Here is a 20,442-nt window from a genome sequence, read left to right as displayed (position 1 = left end):
GCAAAAAGGAAGGATGTACTCCATGATCTATTACATAATCCTGTTTATCGCTGCCGTCATCTATTTCCTTCTGATCTTTCCTACACAATGGCTTAAGGTGGAACGTGTCCGCTACTCTTGTGGGATTGGAAGTCGAGTTCTTCAAATTAGTGACCTACATGTGGAGAAACTCCGTATCAGCCCAAGAAGATTGACCCGTTTGATTACAAAAGAAGCTCCAGATTATATTGTTCTCACTGGAGACTTCACTCAAAAATCCCGATATTTATCCAAGGTGCAGCGGTATGCTCACGCGATTGCAGGGCCCGGCATTCCTGTGTTTGCCGTATTGGGGAATCATGATCATCGCCTAAAGTTCACTGCTTTTAATCAGCTTATCCGCATTCTCGAGGGCGCAGGTATACAAGTCCTTATCAATGAGTCCATAGTGGTTGATAACTTTCAAATTGTTGGCATCGATGATTTTGGCAGCAAGAAAAGCAAGGTTGATAAAGCATTCGCAAACGTCGATCCAAGCAAACCGATCTTAGTCCTCACTCATAACCCGAATCTTGTTCTATCTATTAAACGCAAGTATACCTACTTGATGGCCGGCCATTTCCACGGTATGCAATTCAACGTGCCGTATTTGTTCCAATACATAGATAAAGGTAGGCTAGCAGCCGATGGTATTTACAAGGGAATGCATTCAGGTACCCATGGCACATTCTATATCTCTAAAGGGGTTGGTCAGGCTGGTATAAATGCTCGATTCCTTATTCGCAGTGAAGTCACTCTGCATGAACTCTGAGCCCCTGATATCCACCAAACACCATATAAGTTAAGCTTCTCTTATATAGATTTATAGATATCACCAAGTTTAATCCCCGCTATGCAACCTGTTAGGTACATGAAAGGTTACCTTCGTCCCTGTACCTAACTTACTTTTGATATTAAGTCCTTTTCCGAAGTGCCGTTTCAATCGTTGATCCGTATTAATCAATCCGACGCCTGAACGGCTATCTGCTTTTCTATCTAATATTCGTTGCAATTGAACCTCGTCTATTCCGTCCCCATCGTCTTCAATTGTTATCTCTGCATGCGTCTCATAGACAGAAATCCGAATAAGGATCTTTCCTCCACGACTGCGCTTCATTATGCCATGTCTTATTGCATTTTCAACGAGAGGCTGGATCGAAAGAAATGGAACTTTTATGTCCTCGCATTCGTCTATCTCCCAAATAACCTGTAACCTTTCTTCAAACCGAACCTTTTCAATATATAGATAAGAGCGCACTAGACTTAGCTCTTCTTGGATTGGAACAAGATTATCCATGTTTTGAAATTTAAATTTACTCCTCAACAAATTACTGAACTCATCAAGCAAATCACGCATTTTATTCAAATCAATGTCACTTAAGGCTATTACAGCATTCAACGTATTAAATAAAAAATGAGGTTTTATTTGCGCTTGTAACCATGCAGCTTCTAATCGCAGTTGTTCCCGAACGGATTGTTTAATCGTAATTAGCGCCTCTATACGCGATTTGATTTCTATAGCTTCCACTGGCTTCGTGACATAATCGTTTGCTCCCGCTATAAAACCACTTTGAATATCCTCCGGTCGGCTTCTTGCAGTAAGGAGCAAAACAGGGAGCTCTGTAAGTGTAAACCGCTCACGAATCATTCGTGTCAGCTCATAACCGGACATCAGCGGCATCATAATATCGGAGATGACCAGGTCCCACTTCTTTATGTCCAATGCAGCTAACGCTTCTTTGCCACTCGTTACCATTGTTATATCATATTCGTCTGGTGGTAGTATGGCTTCAAGCACTTGAAGGTTAATAGGATCATCATCAACAATTAATAGGATTGGACGGTCTCGATCCATTTCTAAAAAAGTTGTTGGTTTTGCAGTCATCGGGATATCTGCCTTTACTGCTTTGATCGAAACATGTTCTTGAGTCGGCATGGATTGTAATAGTAACGGTTCAAAAGAGTTCGTCACATCATTCTCTTCCAAGCCTGCTAGCTCTAATGAAAAAGTGAATTTTGAGCCTTCTCCTAAAACAGAGGACACATCTAACGTACCTCCATGAAGCTCAACCAGTTGCTTGCTTATACTCAAACCTAACCCAAAGCCACCCTCAATCATGGTCTCACTCGTGCTAGCTTGCTCGTACGGACGGAATAGGCGCCTAAGCATGTTCTCATCCATTCCAATCCCGGTATCAGTAATAACGATATAAGCTCGTCCGTCCTTTACAAAAGCTTGAATCGAAATGACCCCATCGTTCGAAAATTTCACAGCATTATGAAGTAAATTGAAAACGATCTGAATAACCCGGTTCTCATCCGCATGTACTGGAGAAAAATCTTCAGGAATTTGATTTGCAATTGTTATAGACTTTACTTCTGCATTAAATTGCAGCATATCAAGTACTCCGGTCACAATTGGCTGAATAGATATAACTTTTTTCTGTATACGCGGATTGCCCTCCCGTAAACTCATCACATCAATCAAATCATTTAATATTAATGTCATTCGACGTCCTACAGATAAAACCGTTTCAAGCTCCTTGATGCTCCGTTCCTGCAATAAATGCTGTTCCCTTTTTAAAACGGATTGTGACATGTTAAGAATGCTATGCAGCGGATTTTTAAATTCATGCGATGTGTTTGCCAGAAATTGATCCTTATGGTCATTCATTCTTTGCAAGGTTGCAGCAAGCTCTTTGGTGTTCGCATGCATGATAAAGTAACCCTTAAACCATTCAGAAGCTAAACAACCCATCGCAATAATCATATCGAACGGATAGTAGACAAGACTCAAACCACTATCCAGCAAGATTAACGACCAAAGAGAATGGTTCATCAACGCAAGAAAAGAGAAAAGCAGTAAAAGATTGCTCTTTAATCCTTTGATTACTTTTTTAACCATTGTAATCAACGTGATAACTGCAGCAATACCAACTAATAAATAATAAATCGGAAAGAGCATAATCACTTGAGATGGATCTAAAAAGAAAGTGATGCCGGCAGTCCCTAGACTCATTACTTTATAGACAGGGTACATCCTACGCCAATATAGAAGCTCGCGATGATTCGTACACTGGAGCAAAGCATAGGCTGCAATAACGAAAGCAATATTAGTCAGCCTAAAATCCCAATTAATTCCAATGTAAAATAATTGATGGAACAACTTCTCATCCGTACTAAAGACACTCGTGATCGTTACACATAATGCAAGCAAACTGAAATAAAGCAGCTTCTTTTCCTTATTTCCTAGTAAATACAAAATAAGTGCATAGACAGCATGCATAATAAATATAATCGCTGCCAAAAACTGCATAAAAATGGAAGATTTCATCTCTTTGGCAATGGCTTCTTCTGAACCAAATTTAATGGATCGGACAATGCCCCCGCTTCGACTATCCACATAATTTGCCGCCTGAATGACGAGTTCGATTACACCGTTTTCGTCTGCTGTAAAGGTTGTAGAATAAGGTAGGTCCTTCGAAATATATTCATCCTTTGTTGTCGCCACCTGTCCGGATTTAGTAAGCAATCGACCGTTTACATATAATTCTGATGCAGTGCGTACGCTGGGTACACGAATACTATAATTAAGGTCCTTTTCCTGATTTACATAAAGAAGCAAGCGATAAGAAGCAAATCCGTATGGAGTTGATTTTTCAGTATACAGAGCTTCATTCCATCTTCCTGGAACCTGAATAAGCCTTGGCTCATTCTCATCTAATGCTTGTTGCCGTCTGCCGTCCATCAACCACTGTGAGGGATAAAACTCCCATTCCCCGTCTAGTAAAACAATATCCCCATCTTCTGCATTCCAACTGCGCAAATCGAATTGCCCGTTTTTAATTAGCTCATGTTTTTGATCATGAAACATTTCCATCCACAAAATGCGCGAACAGGATAAAATAACTAAGAATAGTCCTAGTAATAATAGTATATGACTCATTTTCATTTGGTATTTTCGTGAATGATTTGCCAAGAAGTATTCCTCTCTTCTAAGACATTCATGTAAGTAACTCACAATCCGCCTCAGTGAACATGTAGAGTAACGGATGGTATAGATTTCCTTATGTCTATTATACAGGTATACCTGCTTAGTAGACTTTAGATTTTCAAACGATTTTTCAAACGCAACGGCAAATTTTAAGGCCACCCCATCGGGTGGCCTTCTTAAGCGTATTCGGTTATGACTTCAACACATTCCATTAATGCTTCTTTGATTTTTGGCTTATCGAATCCGTTAGCATATTTTCGATTTGCTGAAGAAAGTCCGTAATACTGCAAATGATGATGGACCTTTTACTTAATCGCAAGTTCAGCTTCTCCAGCTTATTGCCAAGCGAGGTCACAAGCTCGGTTACAGAGCCCACTCCCGACACCGCGCCATTGATCTCCGAGCTTGTTCGTTCGATTCCTGTAATAATATGATTGCTGAAATTCTTTACTTCCACCGTAGATTCCGTTACCTGTTTAAAGTCCTGCTGTACATTTTGAGCATATTCATAGTTGTCTTGGATGGTCGCAGTGGTGTGATCAATTCTTCCCTTAAGTGAATCGATGCTTTGATATAGTGCTGTGACGCTATCATCAATACCATGGACCAGTTGGGTAGTGGAGGAGGATAACTTCCTTATTTCATCCGCGACAACGGCAAACCCTCTTCCGGCATCACCTGCACGGGCAGCCTCGATGGAAGCGTTGAGCGCTAGTAGATTCGTGTTCCTTGCGATATCGGTAATGCTGGCGGACATTTCCTTGATATGCCCGAAGTTTTGCTCCAGCACATGGAACGCATCCGTAATGGAGTGAAGCTGTTCACAAGTTCCATTCAACTTATCCGATAGGATACCTATTTTATCATCCGCTTGTTTGACGGTGGTATCTGTCTGATTCATTACACCATCAATTTCCTGAACATACTGCCTGAACTGATTGAAGTTAGCATCCAAATTCATGATCATATCCTGGATGGAGTTAATCTGGGAGTAAGTTGTACCGATCTCATGAATAGATTGGGTCACGATGACTTCTTCGTTCATAAATTCACCGAGTTTCTTCTCGATGTGCATAATACCATAATGAACTTCTTGGTCGTAACTGATTGACGCTTCTGGAATCAACTTCTGCACAGGCTCAATTGCGACCGCCACGCTATCCGTCCCGACATTTTTATATATTGATTTGAACCATTTCATATGCATCCTACCTCACTATTCGAATACAGCCAAGACCATGGTCTGGTTAAAATGCTGCTGCCCCAACTGCTCTCCATACCCAGCAAATCCAATATAATTACCCAAGGCCGAACTCATTTCCTTGGCAAAGTCGTTTAGATAGACATCCCCCTCAAACAGCATAGATCTAGCCAAACAATTGATCATTATGGCCAGCGAAGGATTAGGAATATCTTTTTTAACCGTTTCGATGGTGGTATGTATAACTTTCTTGTAGTCATCCGGTTCAAGAAGTACCATTTGAGAATTATTATAGACTCTTGCGTGATAAGCCATCCCGTTGTTTGCAGTGACCATCTGGTTAGCAGTGATATACATGTCATTACCGATGATTCTGCCCATGGGATAACTATCTAAGTATTTCGGTAATCCTTCTACCGTGGTATTCAGAGCCTCCGCTACAACTTTGGCGGCAGGCCGGTTGTCGTATTCGTGAACAATCCGGTTTCGTTCATCAACCTTCGTTGCAGTGAAGTAATGGGCTGTCGGTTTATAGATGTTCTCCCGATATAGGTGGATCTTCCCGCCCAGGTTCTTGATGATGACAAAAGCACAGGCATTCCTGTAAATACTGCCATTAAAAGATATCAATGTTTTCTCTGCTTTACCGTAGTCCCCAGCTGATCCCCCGAACAAGGGAATCTCCTTATCCTCAAGGATGGAATTGAGAGTGGACAGAACCAATTCCTCGCAGCTTATCAGTGCAGTAGAGATCTCAAAACATACTGTGTTTTTCGTATTACCGAACTTTTGTACGCATTGTTGAACCCGATCCACATATTTCAGCGGATACCGATTGGCGTCCTCCAGCACGTCGGCGTAGCATTCAATCCCCTCTTCAATCCCCATAACAAGCAAGCTATCCTTATAAGCGCCATCCTTGCAGAAGCCCGCAAAGGTGGTGGATCCGAGGATAATGCTGTCCTTAAACCGTCCCTTAATTTCTTCGTTATAGCCCTCAAAGCACTCCACATCAGAGAAGAACAACAGGAGTTTGGGCGAAACGAGCCCTGCTGCAGCTTCCGATACAGCTTCCTTGAAATCACGTTTCGAGCTTTTACCAACGGAAAACTTCATAAATAGCTCCCTCTAGTAGAAAATATAGTTATCATAACTTATGTATCTATCAATATTAAGGCTAAGTATAAACTCCCTTTCTTTGGCTTACAATTGCCACTTGCGGTAATATTCACAAACTTGGCATGTATCGACATAAATTTGTTGAATCATTTCAAAATTTATTGTAATTATGATATCTATTGGAAATAGGTGAGTACAAGATTCTCCGAGCCTTCCTCGACAAAATAATTCGCCGTCCGCTCATTTCCTATGTATCTATAAGCAGTATGAGAAAGTAAACTGAATCGATATATTCACGGTTAATCATAAACGAAAAGACGACCTTCAGCCCGAAAAATGGGAATAAGGGTCGTCTTTTTATTCATCTAACTTTAGTAGTTCCAAAAAACTACAAGTTCTTCAGCGGCCTCTGTTTTATCTGCGGTCTAATTCACTACTAGGAACAGGAATATAGGTTACTACGTTCGAGCGAATATAATCGCCCACCGTTTGATCGTATTCCACAATGACCGTATAAAGTCCAATACCGGCGGCAAACAAACCCTGAATACTCACTGTTCTGTCTTCTGAATTATACGTTCCAAGCCCACCCTGATTAATAATATAATCAGCAGAAGGTGGATTCACACCTGCAAACTGATCTGTTGTTAAGTAGTAGAAATTATAATTACTTCCGGTGTACTCCGGTGAGACCGTAATCAAATTAGGGGTCACGATAGGCATGCTTATACTCATAAACGATTCGATGATCGGATCCGTACGATAGAAGGTAAACTCCGCAACTTGACTATTCAAATTTTCCTTAGATCCCACTATGTAGAGACGATAAGTCATGTTGGAAAGCAAGTCCCCGGAGATACCAATATTGGATTCCCGTGAGTCCGTATCGATCGTCCCATACTGAAGCGCTGGAACTCCCGTTGCATCCAGCCCGGATTTTACTTGATCAGCGCTTGGAGAATCAGAAGGACTAAACTCGGTAAGAACGTAATATAGCTTATCATATCCATCGGCGTTCACACTTGCATTGATCGAGTCGCTAACGTCTCCCCTGCTTCTATTTGTCACCAATGCGTTAAAAGTAATCACAGGTCCGATTTGCTGCTCAACCAACGTCTGAAAAGGTACATTGGAGATGGTAGATGTCTTATTATTGGCAGACTCATAAGCATACAACACGTATGAAGTGCCCGCTGACAATCCGTACAGTTCCAAATTCCCCTTGGTTCCATCCAATTCAACCGAACCGTGGACGACAGAATTCGTCCCTAATTTAATACCATCCAAGCTTGGTGCTGCCAAACCGGATGGAAGCACGGAATAATACATAACCCCGGTGACCGATCCCGTTACCGGATAAGAAGCCGTCGTTTGCGTGATGGTTCCGTTGGCGGCATTAATTGCCAGAGTCACATCAGGCCCTGGTGTGGGTATAGGCGTGGATGGCGATGGCGTGGATGGGGTTGATGTCGATGGCGTGACTACTGGTGGCGTCGCCGGAGGCTCGGTTATCTTAACCGATATTAATGTACTCTCCTCATTTTTCACCTCGTTACCGAATAATGTCTTCAAGCCTTTTACTACGATAACCGGTGTCTTGGATGTATCGAGCTTAAAACCTTGATGCAACTTGATAATGATCGTCTTCTTGTCCTCGGACAGCACATAACTGTCTAACTTCGGATCAAGCGGCACACCGTTAATCGTAATCTTGGATAGATCAACGGAACTCCCATCGATCCCTACTGTTAGCGTCAGTTCCAACTTGTTCCCCGCGGTGAAGTCCGCTCCTGACACCTCAAGAGGCCTGGTAGCTTCGAACGTTTTGGCGGTTTCGAAGGATCCGGTAGCAAGTAACTTACGGCTCGCTTCTTCTTTACCGCCGAATGTACCGTCCGAAGAGTTGCTTAGCAATCCTTGCCCAAGTGCCACCTGGACATAACCTCTCGCCCAATCGGATACAGTACCATCGCTAACACCTGGAGCCGACTGTGCCCTTGCATCCTGACCTAATACCCGAACTAGAAATGTTGCTAATTCTTCCTTAGTCACAGTACCCGAAGGGTTAAATTCTCCAGAGCCTACACCGTTGGTGATTCCTGCTTGCTTGAGCGCCTCGATATAAGGCAGCGCATAGCCGTTTGCTGCATCAGTTGCCTGTACGTCACTGAAAGATGATGTCTTTAAGGCTGGGTTGACTTCCAGGCCAGTAATAAGCGCTGCTACCTTTGCGAATTGGGCTCGATTCATTTCTTCATTCAGACCGAAATTATTGTCAGAGACTCCATTGAAAATACCTGCTTGAATCAGGGCATCAAACTTCGCCTTTGTAGCTGCGTCCAAATCCTTTAAATCGCTGAAATCGGCCGAGGTCTTTGCCTCACTCACACCACCGCCAATCGATAACGCGGACGTTAGACCAACTGTCAGAGCCGTAAACCAAATAAAAAGCTTCTTGTTCATGATTTAACCTAACCTACCTTCCCCAAAATGAAATTTTTAATTATTAAAAATTTATCAGTAATATTTTAACAGAAAATTAATTCTGTATCTTAATGAAATCTTAATAGATTTCAAATTTCTTTTAAAAGATTCATATTTAGGGGAAGAAAGGTGGCGCGCTATCTACAACGCAACGGCAAACTTTAAGGCCACTCCCTCGGATGGCCTTCTTAAACGTATTTGGTTGTGTCTTAAATACAATCCGTTAATGATTTTTCGATTTTAGACTTATCGAATCCGTTAGCATATTTTCTATTTTGCTGAAGAAAGACCTCCTCGATAACTTTTCGAGGAGGGTCTTCTCATGTTATCTTAACTATTTCGCCTTTTTCCTTCTATTCGAAGAATACAAAACAAATAATAGAATAAACCATAGAGGTGTTAACAATAGGGCCGGACGTGTTTCTTCAGCAAACAGCATAATAATGAGAATGATAGCAAACAAAGCTAGAACAACATAATTGATAAATGGTGTAAAAGGTGCTTTGAATTTTGATTTTTCATGCAATTGCGGCTGAGTTTTCTTATACTTTATATGGCAAATGAGGACCACACCCCACACCCAAATAAAACAAATGGCACTAATGGTTGTCACGATTCCAAAAGCCTGTTCTGGAATAAGTTTACTCAAAAGAGCTCCCGCAGATAGGACAAGCGTGGATATGAGCAACCCATTTTTGGGCACATGATTTTTATTCAATTTGGCAAAACCAGATGGAGCCTGATCATTCTTGCCTAAGTTATATAGAATACGGCTTGTTGAGAACATTCCGCTGTTACAAGCAGAAGCGGCTGAAGTTAATACGACAAAGTTAATAATTCCCGCGGCAATCGGAATCCCTACTAAAGCAAATGTTTTAACAAAAGGACTTTCTGCCGGACTTAGCTCCGTCCATGGGTTAATGCATAATAGAGCAATAATTGCACCCACGTAGAAGAATAGAATTCTTAATGGAATTTTATTAATGGCCGACGGGATATTTTTCTGTGGATCGGATGTTTCCGCTGCGGATACACCCACTAATTCTACACCGACAAAGGCAAACACAACCATTTGGAAAGACAGTAAGAATCCTGAAATTCCGTTTGGAAACATTCCCCCATGTCCCCAAATATTCTTGACCGTAACCATTCCTGCATCGGTTTTGAATCCAATCACCACCAAGATAACACCAATGGCGATTAATGCGAGAATAGTGACCACCTTGATTAAGGCAAACCAAAATTCCAATTCCCCAAAATTTTTGACAGTTAATAGATTGAGTCCTAATAAAATGATTAAGCAAAGAACCTCAGGGATCCATTGCGGGATATCGAACCAATATTGTACATAGATCCCGACAGCAATAATATCAGCCATTGCCGTCATGATCCAACAAAACCAATAGGTCCATCCGGTTACAAACGCGGCTCGCGGCCCAAGATAGTCCTCGGCAATATCTGTAAAGGATTGATACCCTGCTTTAGATAACAAAAGTTCTCCTAACGCCCTCATAACAAAGAAAATGGCAATACCCACAATTAGATAAGCAAAGATGATGGAGGGTCCTGCCAGTTGTATCGCTTTACCGGATCCTAAAAACAATCCAGTCCCAATGGTTCCGCCAATTGCAATGAGTTGAACATGCCGATTTTCTAATTCCCGCTTTAATTCTCGTTGTGCCACACCTAGTTCCCCCTTAATGAATACAATAAATTAGTTCAAAAAATTGGTACAAAAAAAAGAGATCGGATGTCATCCAATCTCCTAAGTTCATAAGAATATTAAATAATATCTATCCTACTAATAATAATTATTAGCACGATAAATAAATATTCAGTACTCTTCTGTCCTTTTGCCTGAGATTGTGAACCCTTCGGCGCTGCGGAATTACCGCAGTCTCTCCAGAAGCTGCTCCTGCTATAGTGTGATCCATAGCAATCATAGCTTGCGAATTATTAAATTTTAAGACATGTAATATGTTTCACATGATTTTCAATAATAGTCTTGCTTACATGGCTTGTCAATAACATTAAATACAATCAATGAACCTTGAACTTCATTGGTTCTCAGCGCCACGAAAAAAAATATGCGTTTATTCGAAAATTTTTCTTGCTCAATAGCCCCTAGCCTGCTATTATGAAGAAGCATAAATTTTGGGAAGCTAATATTTAATATATCTAGGATCTTTCCAAGCAGATAATCTTTGACCACTTCCTAAAGAAGTTAAGGCCATACGGACAGCCGGGTCAAATGCCGATTGGCAACTTTCGTTGCCTTATTGATTGAGTTAAAAGCTCAAATTTTATAAGTTGGTTACTTTACAACCAGTGCATTTAGCACACAACTTGTGAAACGGTCAATAAGAGTGGTAAAAGTGAATTATTTGCTATATAGACTCTGATCCTAACATGATATATTTGAATATTAAGGGCCTTTCCCCATGAAACTATGAACTTTATGACTGACGAGCACGCAAGAAGTTTGTCCAGTCATGCTTATTGGGACTGTCTTATTATTTAACTATATCGAAGCAAGTGTGATGCGCATGATGCGTGTTCCGCTTGCTTTTTTTGTTGCCGTTTTCGCGTTTTTTCAAAAAAATTACTTGGGTGAGGAGATCGAAAAATGGGAAAAGCACTTATCATTGGCGCCGGAGGCGTAGCAGCAGTAGCAATTCATAAATGTGTTCAAAACAGTGAGGTTTTTGAAGAAATCTGTATCGCTAGCCGGACGAAATCCAAATGCGATGATCTGAAAGCGAAATTAGACGGCGGTAAAACCAAAATTACGACTGCACAGGTTAATGCAGACAACGTAGATGAGCTGATCGCTTTGATTAATGAATTCAAACCGGATATCGTTATGAACTTGGCTCTACCTTACCAGGATTTGACGATCATGGATGCTTGCCTAGCCACCAAAACGCACTATATGGATACGGCAAACTATGAGCCGGAAGATACGGCGAAATTCGAATACAAATGGCAATGGGATTACCGCGAGCGCTTTGAAAAAGCAGGGATCACAGCTCTTTTGGGCAGCGGGTTCGACCCAGGCGTAACCGGCGTATTCTCCGCCTATGCGTTGAAACACTATTTTGACGAAATCGAATATATCGACATTCTGGATTGCAACGGCGGCGATCACGGCTATCCTTTCGCAACCAATTTCAACCCAGAAATCAACATCCGTGAAGTATCCGCTAACGGACGTTACTGGGAAAATGGCGAATGGATCGAAACGAAGCCAATGGAGATCAAACGCGGTTATAACTTTGCTCAAGTCGGCGAAAAGGATATGTATCTGCTGTACCATGAAGAGCTCGAATCCCTTGCGCAAAACATGCCAGGACTGAAACGCATCCGTTTCTTCATGACCTTCGGCCCAAGTTATCTCATGCACTTAAAGGCGCTTGAAAACGTAGGAATGACTTCCATCGAACCGATCGAATACGAAGGCAAACAAATCATTCCGCTTCAGTTCCTAAAGGCTATACTCCCAGATCCGGCTTCCCTTGGACCTCGTACAGTGGGCAAGACGAACATCGGCTGCATTTTCAAAGGAAAAAAAGACGGCCAAGACAAGACTTACTATGTCTACAATGTTTGTGACCACCAAGAGTGCTATAAGGAAGTGGGCTCCCAAGCCGTCTCCTATACAACTGGCGTACCTGCCATGATCGGCGCAGCGATGGTCATGACTGGCAAATGGAATAAACCAGGCGTATTCAATATCGAAGAGTTCGATCCGGATCCATTCATGGAAGAGCTAAACAAATGGGGACTTCCATGGGTAGAAGACTTTAACCCTGTGCTGGTTGACGCATTGCCAGAGGAAGCGAAAAAGCCGGAGCTCGTTCGCTAATATGCGGTTCGAGGAATTACCGACACCCTGTTTCGTAGTCGATGAAGCACTCATCGAAAAAAACCTAAAAATCCTAAGCGAAGTTATGCAGCGTACAGGAGCCAAGATTGTGCTGGCGCAAAAAGCTTTTTCCATGACCACCATGTATCCCCTCATTGGAAAATACTTAAGCGGTACGACTGCTAGCGGTTTATTCGAAGCAAGGCTGGGTCACGAAGAAATGGGCAAAGAAAATCACGTCTTTGCCCCTGCCTATCGTGAAGATGAAATCGACGGAATTATAGCCATTTGTGACCATATCATCTTTAATTCCTTCTCCCAGCTGGAAAAGTATAAAGCAAAAGCTCTTGCAGCTGGCAGAAAAGTCGGCCTACGTATCAATCCGGAATGCTCGACGCAAGAGGGACACGAAATCTATGATCCCTGCTCGCCAGGGTCAAGATTCGGCGTGAAACAGGAGGATTTCCGGCCGGAACTGCTTGAGGGCGTTTCAGGATTGCACTTCCATACCCTTTGCCAACAGAACTCCGACGATTTGGAGACCACGCTAAATGCGGTCGAAGACAAGTTTGGGCCATGGCTGCCGCAAATGGAATGGATCAATTTCGGTGGCGGTCACCATATCACAAGAGACGACTATGATATCCCAAGACTCGAAGCTTGCATTTCGCGAATGCAGGTTAAATATGGCTTGGAAGTTTACCTTGAACCCGGAGAAGCTGTTGCGCTTAATGCGGGCTATATGGTCACCTCCGTACTGGATATCCATAGGAACGGCATCGAGATTGCTATCGTGGACACGTCGGCTACATGTCATATGCCGGATGTGCTGGAAATGCCGTATCGCCCACCACTTGTTGATTCGGGCGAAGCCGGCGAGAAGCCATACACCTATCGGCTTGGCGGTCCGACCTGCCTTACGGGCGATGTCATCGGAGACTATTCCTTCGATCAGCCCTTAAAAAACGGCGACAGATTAGTGTTTGAAGATATGGCGATCTACTCCATGGTCAAAACCAGCACCTTTAACGGCATGCCACTGCCGGCCATCGCCGTGTTGGAGAAAGACGGTAATTTCCGCGTCGTTCGCGAGTTCGGCTATCAGGATTTTAAAATGAGACTAGCTTAATAAATAACCAAAGCCGGCCGGACCCGTTATATCCGTAAACGACGAATGAGTTGCCGCATACCCAGACTACTTATGTTACGGTTCGGTGTATCATATTTAAGCACAAAGTACGATTTGACCATAACGTTTACATCTGTATATAAACATAAAGCCACTCCGAACAATGGAGTGGCTTCTTTGAACAGATCCCTCTTTATTAAACCCCTCGTGTCCCGTTAATTTAATGCCTTGTGATACGGTTTCCCGAGGCTGTCTGTAACAGTAAGTTTTCGTTTATGCAGCTTACAATTCAAAATAGGCAGAAAATCAAATCAATCTGATATTAATTTTGAATAAATATTGAGATCGTTAAACTTTCCTTCTACTCTTTCATATTGTCTAAGTGTTCCTTCAAAAGTAAAGTTGAGCTTTTGTAAAAGCTTTATAGAATTCACATTTTCGGGGTCAACCTTTGCTTCGACTCGATTCAGCTTTAAAGATGAGAATGCGTGATCTAACAAAGAACAGATAGCTTCTGAAGCGTATCCTCTTCCCCAATATGATTTAGCAACATCATATCCAATTTCTGCTTTTTCATTTTCAAAATCAAAGGAATTAAAACCACAAGAACCAATAATTTCATTGGACTCTTTTATAATTATGGAGAAACGAATAGCCTTACTGTCTCGAGAAAGATCATCAAGAAGATTAATCATTTCTTTTGCTTGATTTTCATCAGTAAAACAACTAACATTCATAAATTTAGTAACATCTGGATCAGACCAAATTTTAAACAAATTAGATGAATCTGATACCTTCATTTTCCTCAAATGTAAACGTTCTGTGTGTAACTCTGTAATCAATACTTTTACCTCCATTATATTTTAATAGTTAGGTTTAAGATATTGACATCTGCGCATAGTTCAGTCCCTTCATTTTTGAAGTTAGTTTCATTATACAAGTGCTTATAGGATTTATCTACGCTACTTATGATACGGTTCTCCTTAACGAGTCTATAGGCTCTATAGTTTTCTGCTTATACCTGGCATTCAGCTGTTTAATAATAACATTTGACGACGTTTTCTCTGCTGCGTAGAATAATGGTAAAGAGGTCAGACCTCTTAATGACTGATTGGGGTGAACCTCGTGGATAAGACTGAAATGATATTACCCAATATTAAAGTGAAACCTGGGGCTATTTCTGAGCATGTAATTGTGGTGGGCGATCCCGAACGCGCCAAAGTGATTGGCGATCAATTAGATAACGCTGAGGAAATCGCATATTCCAGAGAATACCGCACGATAAATGGCTGGTATAAGGGCAAAAAAATAACCGTTACAAGTCACGGTGTTGGTTCTCCAGGTGCAGCTGTTTGTTTCGAAGAACTGATTAAAGCAGGTGCCAAAAAAATCATTCGCGTAGGCACAGCAGGCTCATATACGGATGAATTGCCTCCCGGAAGCATGATTATCGCAGATTCTGCTGTACGAGCAGAAGGTCTAACGAAGCAAATGGTACCTGATGGCGTGCCCGCTGTTGCAGACTTCAATATGCTGCTTAAGTTAGAAGAACAAGCAAAGAAAACGAATTTCAAGTATGGCCTAGGTACGATCGTTACCTTGGATGCATTCTATGCAGGACCCGTTCAGTTCCCTCACATGCTGTACAAAGAGTCAGGTGCTCTTGGTGCAGAGATGGAACTCGCAGCGCTTTATGTGATTGCTAGATTAAGAGGTGTTTCCGCTGTCGGTATCTTTGCACTCGATGGATATGCTTTTAGTGATATGAATGATTACAACCCACACAAAGATTCCGTTAAAGAAGCCGTTCAGGCTGAGATTGATATTGCTCTGGAAACGATGCTAACCCTATAGAAACTCTACCTCCTAGAATGCGCATCGTTTTTCACTAATCAACAATAGTAAGATGAAATAAGTCGCTTTAGGAGGTAAATTAATGAAAAACATTGGAATTGAAAAAGAAACATTATCATCGATTGCGGTACGAACTATTATAGATCTCATTGAAACGGATGTATTCAAAATTGGAGACAAATTGGATGCGGAGCAGAAGCTCGCTGACAAGCTAAATATTAGTCGCCCCATACTACGGGAGGCCCTTCAGATATTAGAGCTAAAAGGATACATCGTTCGTAAACATGGCGTAGGTACATTTGTCATTTCCAAGACACCTATGTTAACGACAGGCATCGAGAAGCTGGACAGTATGACAGATCTGGTTATGGCACAGAACTACACCGTCGGTACTATTGGAATCACAGAACCTAAGGTCTCGAGTGATGAATCCATCAGAGAGTTGCTTGGCTTGAAAGATGATGAGATCTTATTATCCTTTGAGCGAATTCGTACTGCAGACAACAAACCGTTTGCCTTGGACCGAATTTATATTCCTGAGAAGTATGTAAGTGCTGATTTCTTCACCAATTATGCCAATTCATCCATCCTGAGTTATCTAAGTGCTGCGCAAAATATTCAAATTTTTAGCTCTCATTGCAATTTATTTGCTGAGAATGCTACCGCGGGAGATGCCGATAAGCTAGGCGTTAAAAAGCATGACGCGCTTCAAATTTTGGAACAAACTTTCTACTCCAATGCAAATGATCCAATATTTCATGGGAAAAGTTTGATCGTGAACAATATTTTGAAATTTCATATCGTTCGGCGAAGATAGTAATCTGTAGAAGGATGATTGAAATATTTTGTTAATACAAAGGAATGATGGACATGATACACATAGAGTCTGTGAAATACGATGGGACAAAAATCATCCTTCTTGATCAAACTAAATTACCCTTAGAAGAAGTATATCTAGAAATTGAAACACTGAAGGAATTATGGGATGCCATCTTCGAGCTTAAGGTTCGTGGTGCTCCAGCAATAGGGATCGCAGCTGCATACGGCGTTGCACTTGGTGCTAGTCAATTGACTGAAACAGATTATGCATCTTTCTTCGTGAAATATGAGGAGATCTCCAACTATCTAGCCTCATCCCGCCCAACTGCTGTTAACTTGTTCTGGGCACTGGGCCGTATGAAGAAGACATTAGTGGACAACAAAAACATATCTATCCCTGAAATCAAACAAATTCTTCATAACGAAGCCGATGCAATCAAGAAAGATGATGCAAAGATTTGCGCATCCATTGGACAATATGGTCTCACTCTACTACAAGATGGCATGACACTGCTTACTCACTGCAATGCAGGTGGAATTGCAACAGCCAAGTATGGAACAGCACTGGCTCCGATCTATCTTGCCAAAGAACGTGGCATGGATATTAAAGTGTTTGCTGACGAGACTAGACCTCTATTGCAGGGTGCTCGCTTGACCACATGGGAGCTTATGAAAGCAGGTGTGGATGTTACCTTGATTACGGATAGCATGGCAGCGATGGTGATGCAGCAAGGTAAAGTAGATGCAGTTATCGTAGGATGCGACCGGATTGCGGCTAATGGAGATACTGCGAACAAGATTGGTACCTATGGTCTTGCAGTTCTCGCACAAAAACACAATATTCCATTCTACGTAGCAAGCCCTCTTTCTACAATTGATATGGAAACATCTACTGGAGCTGAGATCCCAATTGAAGAGCGCTCTGCTACAGAGATTACTCATAGTTTCGGCAAACAAACCGCACCAGATGGCGTAAAAGTGTTCAACCCTGCTTTTGATGTAACACCAAACGATTTGATTACAGCGATTATTACTGAAAAGGGAATTATTCAAGCCCCTTATTCTGAAAATTTAAAAACACTATTCGTATAAAAAGTTTAGCCCTCTACCACTGTTTGGGCAGCTAGGCACCATCACTTCAGAAGATATTCAACTACAGCGGAGGGTCATATGAACTTCTTTCTACTCATCAACGTCATCGGTATTTTAGTCTTTATCGGAATTGCGTTTCTTTTCTCCAAAGATAAGAAAAATGTAAATTGGAAAGCCATTAGTATACTGGTTATCTTTAACCTATTCTTGGTTTGGCTGTTAACTGCATTCTCAGGTGGCCGCTGGTTCGTTGGACAAGTTGCCGATGCCTTCAATTGGTTAATTGATACCGCATTTTCTGGTATAGGATTTGCATTTGCAAGTATGGTTCATGTTGAAAATATGGACGTTGTATTCAGTGCTTTAATGCCGATCCTACTAGTTGTACCGTTATTTGATATCTTAACTTATTTTGGGATCCTCCCCAAAATCATTAAATTCTTGGGCTGGGCACTGTCTAAACTTACAGGTCAACCCAAGTTTGAATCCTTCTATGCTATTGAAATGATGTTCCTTGGTAACACAGAGGCATTAGCTGTATCCGGTGGACAATTAAAGGCTATGAGCCAGCAGCGCCTATTCACGGTTTCGCTTATGTCCATGAGTTGTGTATCCGCAGCGATGATCGGTGCCTATACACAAATGATTCCAGCAGAATATGTTCTAACTGCTATACCACTTAATATTATCAACGCGATAATTGTGACAAGTATCCTGAATCCGGTCTCCATATCAAAGGAAGAAGATGTTATCTTTGAAATGAAAAAAGAAGATAAGCCTCCTTTCTTCTCATTCTTGGGCGATTCTATCCTTGGTGCAGGTAAGTTGATTCTGATCATCACAGCGATGATTATTGCATTCGTATCCTTAGCGACACTTATTGATAAGGTTCTAATGCTCATTGCGCCTTGGCTTACACTCAGCAGTATTCTAGGTGTGATTATGACACCTTTTTCTTTACTTCTCGGTCTCTCGTTCGGTGAAGCATTCCAAACTGCACAGTACATGGGTACCAAATTGGTAACCAATGAGTTCGTCGTAATGATCGATATTATGCCGATTATGGATACATTTAGTCCACATATGAAGGCGGTCCTAACTACCTTCCTTGTATCCTTTGCGAACTTCTCTACAGTAGGAATGATTCTAGGCTGTTTCAACGGTATTGTGAGTAAGGAAAAAGCAGATAACTTGTCCAGAGGGGTATGGTTGATGATCCTTTCAGGAACATTAGTGTCCCTACTAAGTGCTGCTTTTGTCGGACTATTTGTGTGGTAAGTTATGGTGGATAACATAACCTATTTAAATGATGATGAAGCTAAAGAAATGATCTGTGAAATTGGAAGACGAGTATATAACAAAAATTTTGTTGCAGCGAATGATGGTAATATCTCCATCAAAGTAGGGCTAAATGAAGTATGGGCAACACCAACAGGTGTGAGTAAAGGTTTTATGACACCAGATATGCTAGTTAAAGTGGATCTTACAGGCAAAGTACTAGAAGGAACGCGAAAGCCTTCCTCTGAGTTAAAGATGCATTTACGAGTATATCTGGAAAATGAAGAAATAACAGCCGTTGTTCATGCGCATCCTCAAGCGGCTACAGCTTATGCGATGGCTGGTATTCCACTGGATCATGCTTACTCTCCAGAGGGTGTTATCTTGCTGGGTAAAGTACCCGTTTCTCTATATGCAGCGCCAGGCACACAAGAGGTGCCAGATTCCATCGCTCCTTACTGTAGGGATTACAACGCGGTATTGCTCGCTAATCATGGCGCACTGACTTGGGGAAGAGATATTATTGAAGCCTACTATCGTATGGAATCGCTTGAGCACTACTCCCTGACACTTCTTCATACGAAGAAGCTCACAGATCAATTGGAAGAGCTAAGTGCAGAGCGCTTAGCAGAGCTAATCCAGATTCGAGAGAACATGGGGATTAAGACCGGTGGTCATCTGATCTCCCGTGAAGAAGCTTTGAAACTGGGGGCGAACCATGAGCCTCATGATTCCTCTTCTGTACAAGTGGATCAAAAGCTGATCCAATCCATTGTTGCTCAAGTAACGGAAGAGGTACTCAAAAAATTGTGGTAAGACTGAAATAATAGAAACTGCATACATGCCTTAAGTAGTACAGCATGAAGGGGCTATTCCTTAGACTTAGGAATAGCCCCTTCGTTGTGCAATCAAATTGTTTAATCGATCATCAAATTCTTCTTCATTTTTGGGCATCAAGAATAAACATTGATGCATCATTTCCCATGAATATTTTACTTCCATCATAAAAAGTTTTGGATTGAATATTCCTGTACCCTATTTTAGTCATAATGTCCGTTAGCTTTACTTGATTAAATCCGTTATGAACTATATCTGAAACGTTACAGAAAATCCCGCTAAGATAAAATAAAGCAAGTTTAGCAAAAATAATCCTCTTTGCTTATTTACCATTTTGGATATAAATTCATCCATATAAATGTACAGGAGAAAAGTTAAAAGTATCACTAAAGAAATCATCCAATAGAAACCGGGGTGAAGGGGCTTAACCGCTTGAGAATAAAAAATGACAAACCAGACAGTGAAAAATACGATGCAGTTTATGATTTTCACTTTTTTAATTAGTCTCATATCCATAACATCAATACCCCGCTTTATCTAATTCCTACCCGGTCAGTTGCCACATTTGTTACACTTTCTTTCAAAATATCCGAATTCAAACTTAATAGTACCCCATTACTTATAAGTTATTTTGGGTGTATTTGCAACTTGGATTATCATCCCAATACAAAACAATACTGAATTTTTACTTTAAAACTTATTAGTCTATTTAAGTGTATTAGCAACTGCATCTGCTGAGAGTTTTCCAGAAG

14 protein-coding genes and 1 riboswitch are annotated in these 20,442 nt (G+C 41.5%); of the genes, 8 read left to right on the top strand and 6 right to left on the bottom strand.

Annotated elements, in window-relative coordinates; translation table 11 throughout:
• Window positions 1-22: 22 nt before the first annotated feature.
• Window positions 23-790: a metallophosphoesterase gene (locus EJP82_RS08105; RefSeq protein ID WP_127191534.1), complete on the top strand. Its 768-nt coding sequence runs from the start codon at window positions 23-25 to the stop codon at window positions 788-790.
• Between the two features lie 69 nt (window positions 791-859).
• Here the strand turns inward: EJP82_RS08105 and EJP82_RS08100 are convergent, their stop codons facing one another.
• From EJP82_RS08100 to EJP82_RS08080, 5 genes are all read right to left on the bottom strand, one after another.
• Window positions 860-3,997 (bottom strand): ATP-binding protein, encoded by a 3,138-nt coding sequence (locus EJP82_RS08100; RefSeq protein WP_127191533.1) that lies wholly within the window; start codon window positions 3,995-3,997, stop codon window positions 860-862.
• 226 nt (window positions 3,998-4,223) lie between these two features.
• A complete protein-coding gene (locus EJP82_RS08095; protein ID WP_127191532.1) occupies window positions 4,224-5,213 on the bottom strand; it encodes a methyl-accepting chemotaxis protein in 990 nt (329 codons plus the stop codon).
• Window positions 5,214-5,228: 15 nt separating this feature from the next.
• A complete protein-coding gene (locus tag EJP82_RS08090) occupies window positions 5,229-6,329 on the bottom strand; it encodes an FIST signal transduction protein (RefSeq protein WP_127191531.1) in 1,101 nt (366 codons plus the stop codon).
• Window positions 6,330-6,746: 417 nt separating this feature from the next.
• Window positions 6,747-8,795, bottom strand: coding sequence for an S-layer homology domain-containing protein (locus EJP82_RS08085; protein WP_127191530.1), 2,049 nt, complete (start codon window positions 8,793-8,795; stop codon window positions 6,747-6,749).
• Between the two features lie 355 nt (window positions 8,796-9,150).
• Window positions 9,151-10,500, bottom strand: coding sequence for an amino acid permease (locus EJP82_RS08080; RefSeq protein WP_127191529.1), 1,350 nt, complete (start codon window positions 10,498-10,500; stop codon window positions 9,151-9,153).
• Between the two features lie 151 nt (window positions 10,501-10,651).
• Window positions 10,652-10,732, bottom strand: a riboswitch (glycine riboswitch).
• A 710-nt stretch (window positions 10,733-11,442) separates the two neighbouring features.
• Between EJP82_RS08080 and EJP82_RS08075 the strand changes: the two genes are divergently transcribed.
• Together EJP82_RS08075 and nspC are read left to right on the top strand one after the other, a co-directional pair.
• On the top strand, window positions 11,443-12,681 hold the full coding sequence (locus EJP82_RS08075) for a saccharopine dehydrogenase family protein (RefSeq protein WP_127191528.1): 1,239 nt from the start codon (window positions 11,443-11,445) through the stop codon (window positions 12,679-12,681).
• Window position 12,682: 1 nt separating this feature from the next.
• The gene (gene nspC / locus EJP82_RS08070; protein WP_127191527.1) at window positions 12,683-13,810 is read left to right on the top strand and encodes a carboxynorspermidine decarboxylase; all 1,128 of its coding nucleotides are present in this window, start codon (window positions 12,683-12,685) and stop codon (window positions 13,808-13,810) included.
• 311 nt (window positions 13,811-14,121) lie between these two features.
• On the opposite strand, the gene EJP82_RS08065 is transcribed toward nspC, so the two are convergent.
• Window positions 14,122-14,652 (bottom strand): GNAT family N-acetyltransferase, encoded by a 531-nt coding sequence (locus EJP82_RS08065; RefSeq protein WP_127191526.1) that lies wholly within the window; start codon window positions 14,650-14,652, stop codon window positions 14,122-14,124.
• 283 nt (window positions 14,653-14,935) lie between these two features.
• On the opposite strand from EJP82_RS08065, the gene EJP82_RS08060 reads away from it, so the two are divergent.
• From EJP82_RS08060 to EJP82_RS08040, 5 genes are all read left to right on the top strand, one after another.
• Window positions 14,936-15,664 (top strand): nucleoside phosphorylase, encoded by a 729-nt coding sequence (locus EJP82_RS08060; protein ID WP_342773680.1) that lies wholly within the window; start codon window positions 14,936-14,938, stop codon window positions 15,662-15,664.
• A gap of 82 nt (window positions 15,665-15,746) precedes the next feature.
• Window positions 15,747-16,481, top strand: coding sequence for a GntR family transcriptional regulator (locus EJP82_RS08055; RefSeq protein WP_127191525.1), 735 nt, complete (start codon window positions 15,747-15,749; stop codon window positions 16,479-16,481).
• 47 nt (window positions 16,482-16,528) lie between these two features.
• A complete protein-coding gene (gene mtnA, locus EJP82_RS08050; RefSeq protein WP_127191692.1) occupies window positions 16,529-17,575 on the top strand; it encodes an S-methyl-5-thioribose-1-phosphate isomerase in 1,047 nt (348 codons plus the stop codon).
• A gap of 78 nt (window positions 17,576-17,653) precedes the next feature.
• A complete protein-coding gene (locus EJP82_RS08045; protein WP_127191524.1) occupies window positions 17,654-18,853 on the top strand; it encodes a NupC/NupG family nucleoside CNT transporter in 1,200 nt (399 codons plus the stop codon).
• A 3-nt stretch (window positions 18,854-18,856) separates the two neighbouring features.
• Window positions 18,857-19,669 carry a class II aldolase/adducin family protein gene (locus EJP82_RS08040; protein WP_127191523.1) on the top strand — a complete coding sequence of 271 codons (813 nt, stop codon included), beginning with the start codon at window positions 18,857-18,859 and terminating at the stop codon, window positions 19,667-19,669.
• Window positions 19,670-20,442 lie beyond the last annotated feature (773 nt).

Origin of the sequence: Paenibacillus anaericanus (genome assembly GCF_003994475.1) — a bacterium.
In the GTDB taxonomy this organism is placed as follows: Bacteria; Bacillota; Bacilli; order Paenibacillales; family Paenibacillaceae; genus Fontibacillus; species Fontibacillus anaericanus.
Note: the sequence above shows the minus strand (reverse complement) of the source record. Positions and strands in the feature narration are given on the sequence as shown.

What these genes read in the sequence shown, in the direction of transcription:
- EJP82_RS08105 (WP_127191534.1), top strand. Translation starts at nt 23, where the DNA reads ATGATCTATTACATAATCCTGTTTATCGCTGCCGTCATCTATTTCCTT.
- EJP82_RS08095 (WP_127191532.1), bottom strand. Translation starts at nt 5,213, where the DNA reads ATGAAATGGTTCAAATCAATATATAAAAATGTCGGGACGGATAGCGTG.
- EJP82_RS08090 (WP_127191531.1), bottom strand. Translation starts at nt 6,329, where the DNA reads ATGAAGTTTTCCGTTGGTAAAAGCTCGAAACGTGATTTCAAGGAAGCT.
- EJP82_RS08085 (WP_127191530.1), bottom strand. Translation starts at nt 8,795, where the DNA reads ATGAACAAGAAGCTTTTTATTTGGTTTACGGCTCTGACAGTTGGTCTA.
- EJP82_RS08075 (WP_127191528.1), top strand. Translation starts at nt 11,443, where the DNA reads ATGGGAAAAGCACTTATCATTGGCGCCGGAGGCGTAGCAGCAGTAGCA.
- nspC (WP_127191527.1), top strand. Translation starts at nt 12,683, where the DNA reads ATGCGGTTCGAGGAATTACCGACACCCTGTTTCGTAGTCGATGAAGCA.
- EJP82_RS08055 (WP_127191525.1), top strand. Translation starts at nt 15,747, where the DNA reads ATGAAAAACATTGGAATTGAAAAAGAAACATTATCATCGATTGCGGTA.
- mtnA (WP_127191692.1), top strand. Translation starts at nt 16,529, where the DNA reads ATGGACATGATACACATAGAGTCTGTGAAATACGATGGGACAAAAATC.
- EJP82_RS08045 (WP_127191524.1), top strand. Translation starts at nt 17,654, where the DNA reads ATGAACTTCTTTCTACTCATCAACGTCATCGGTATTTTAGTCTTTATC.
- EJP82_RS08040 (WP_127191523.1), top strand. Translation starts at nt 18,857, where the DNA reads ATGGTGGATAACATAACCTATTTAAATGATGATGAAGCTAAAGAAATG.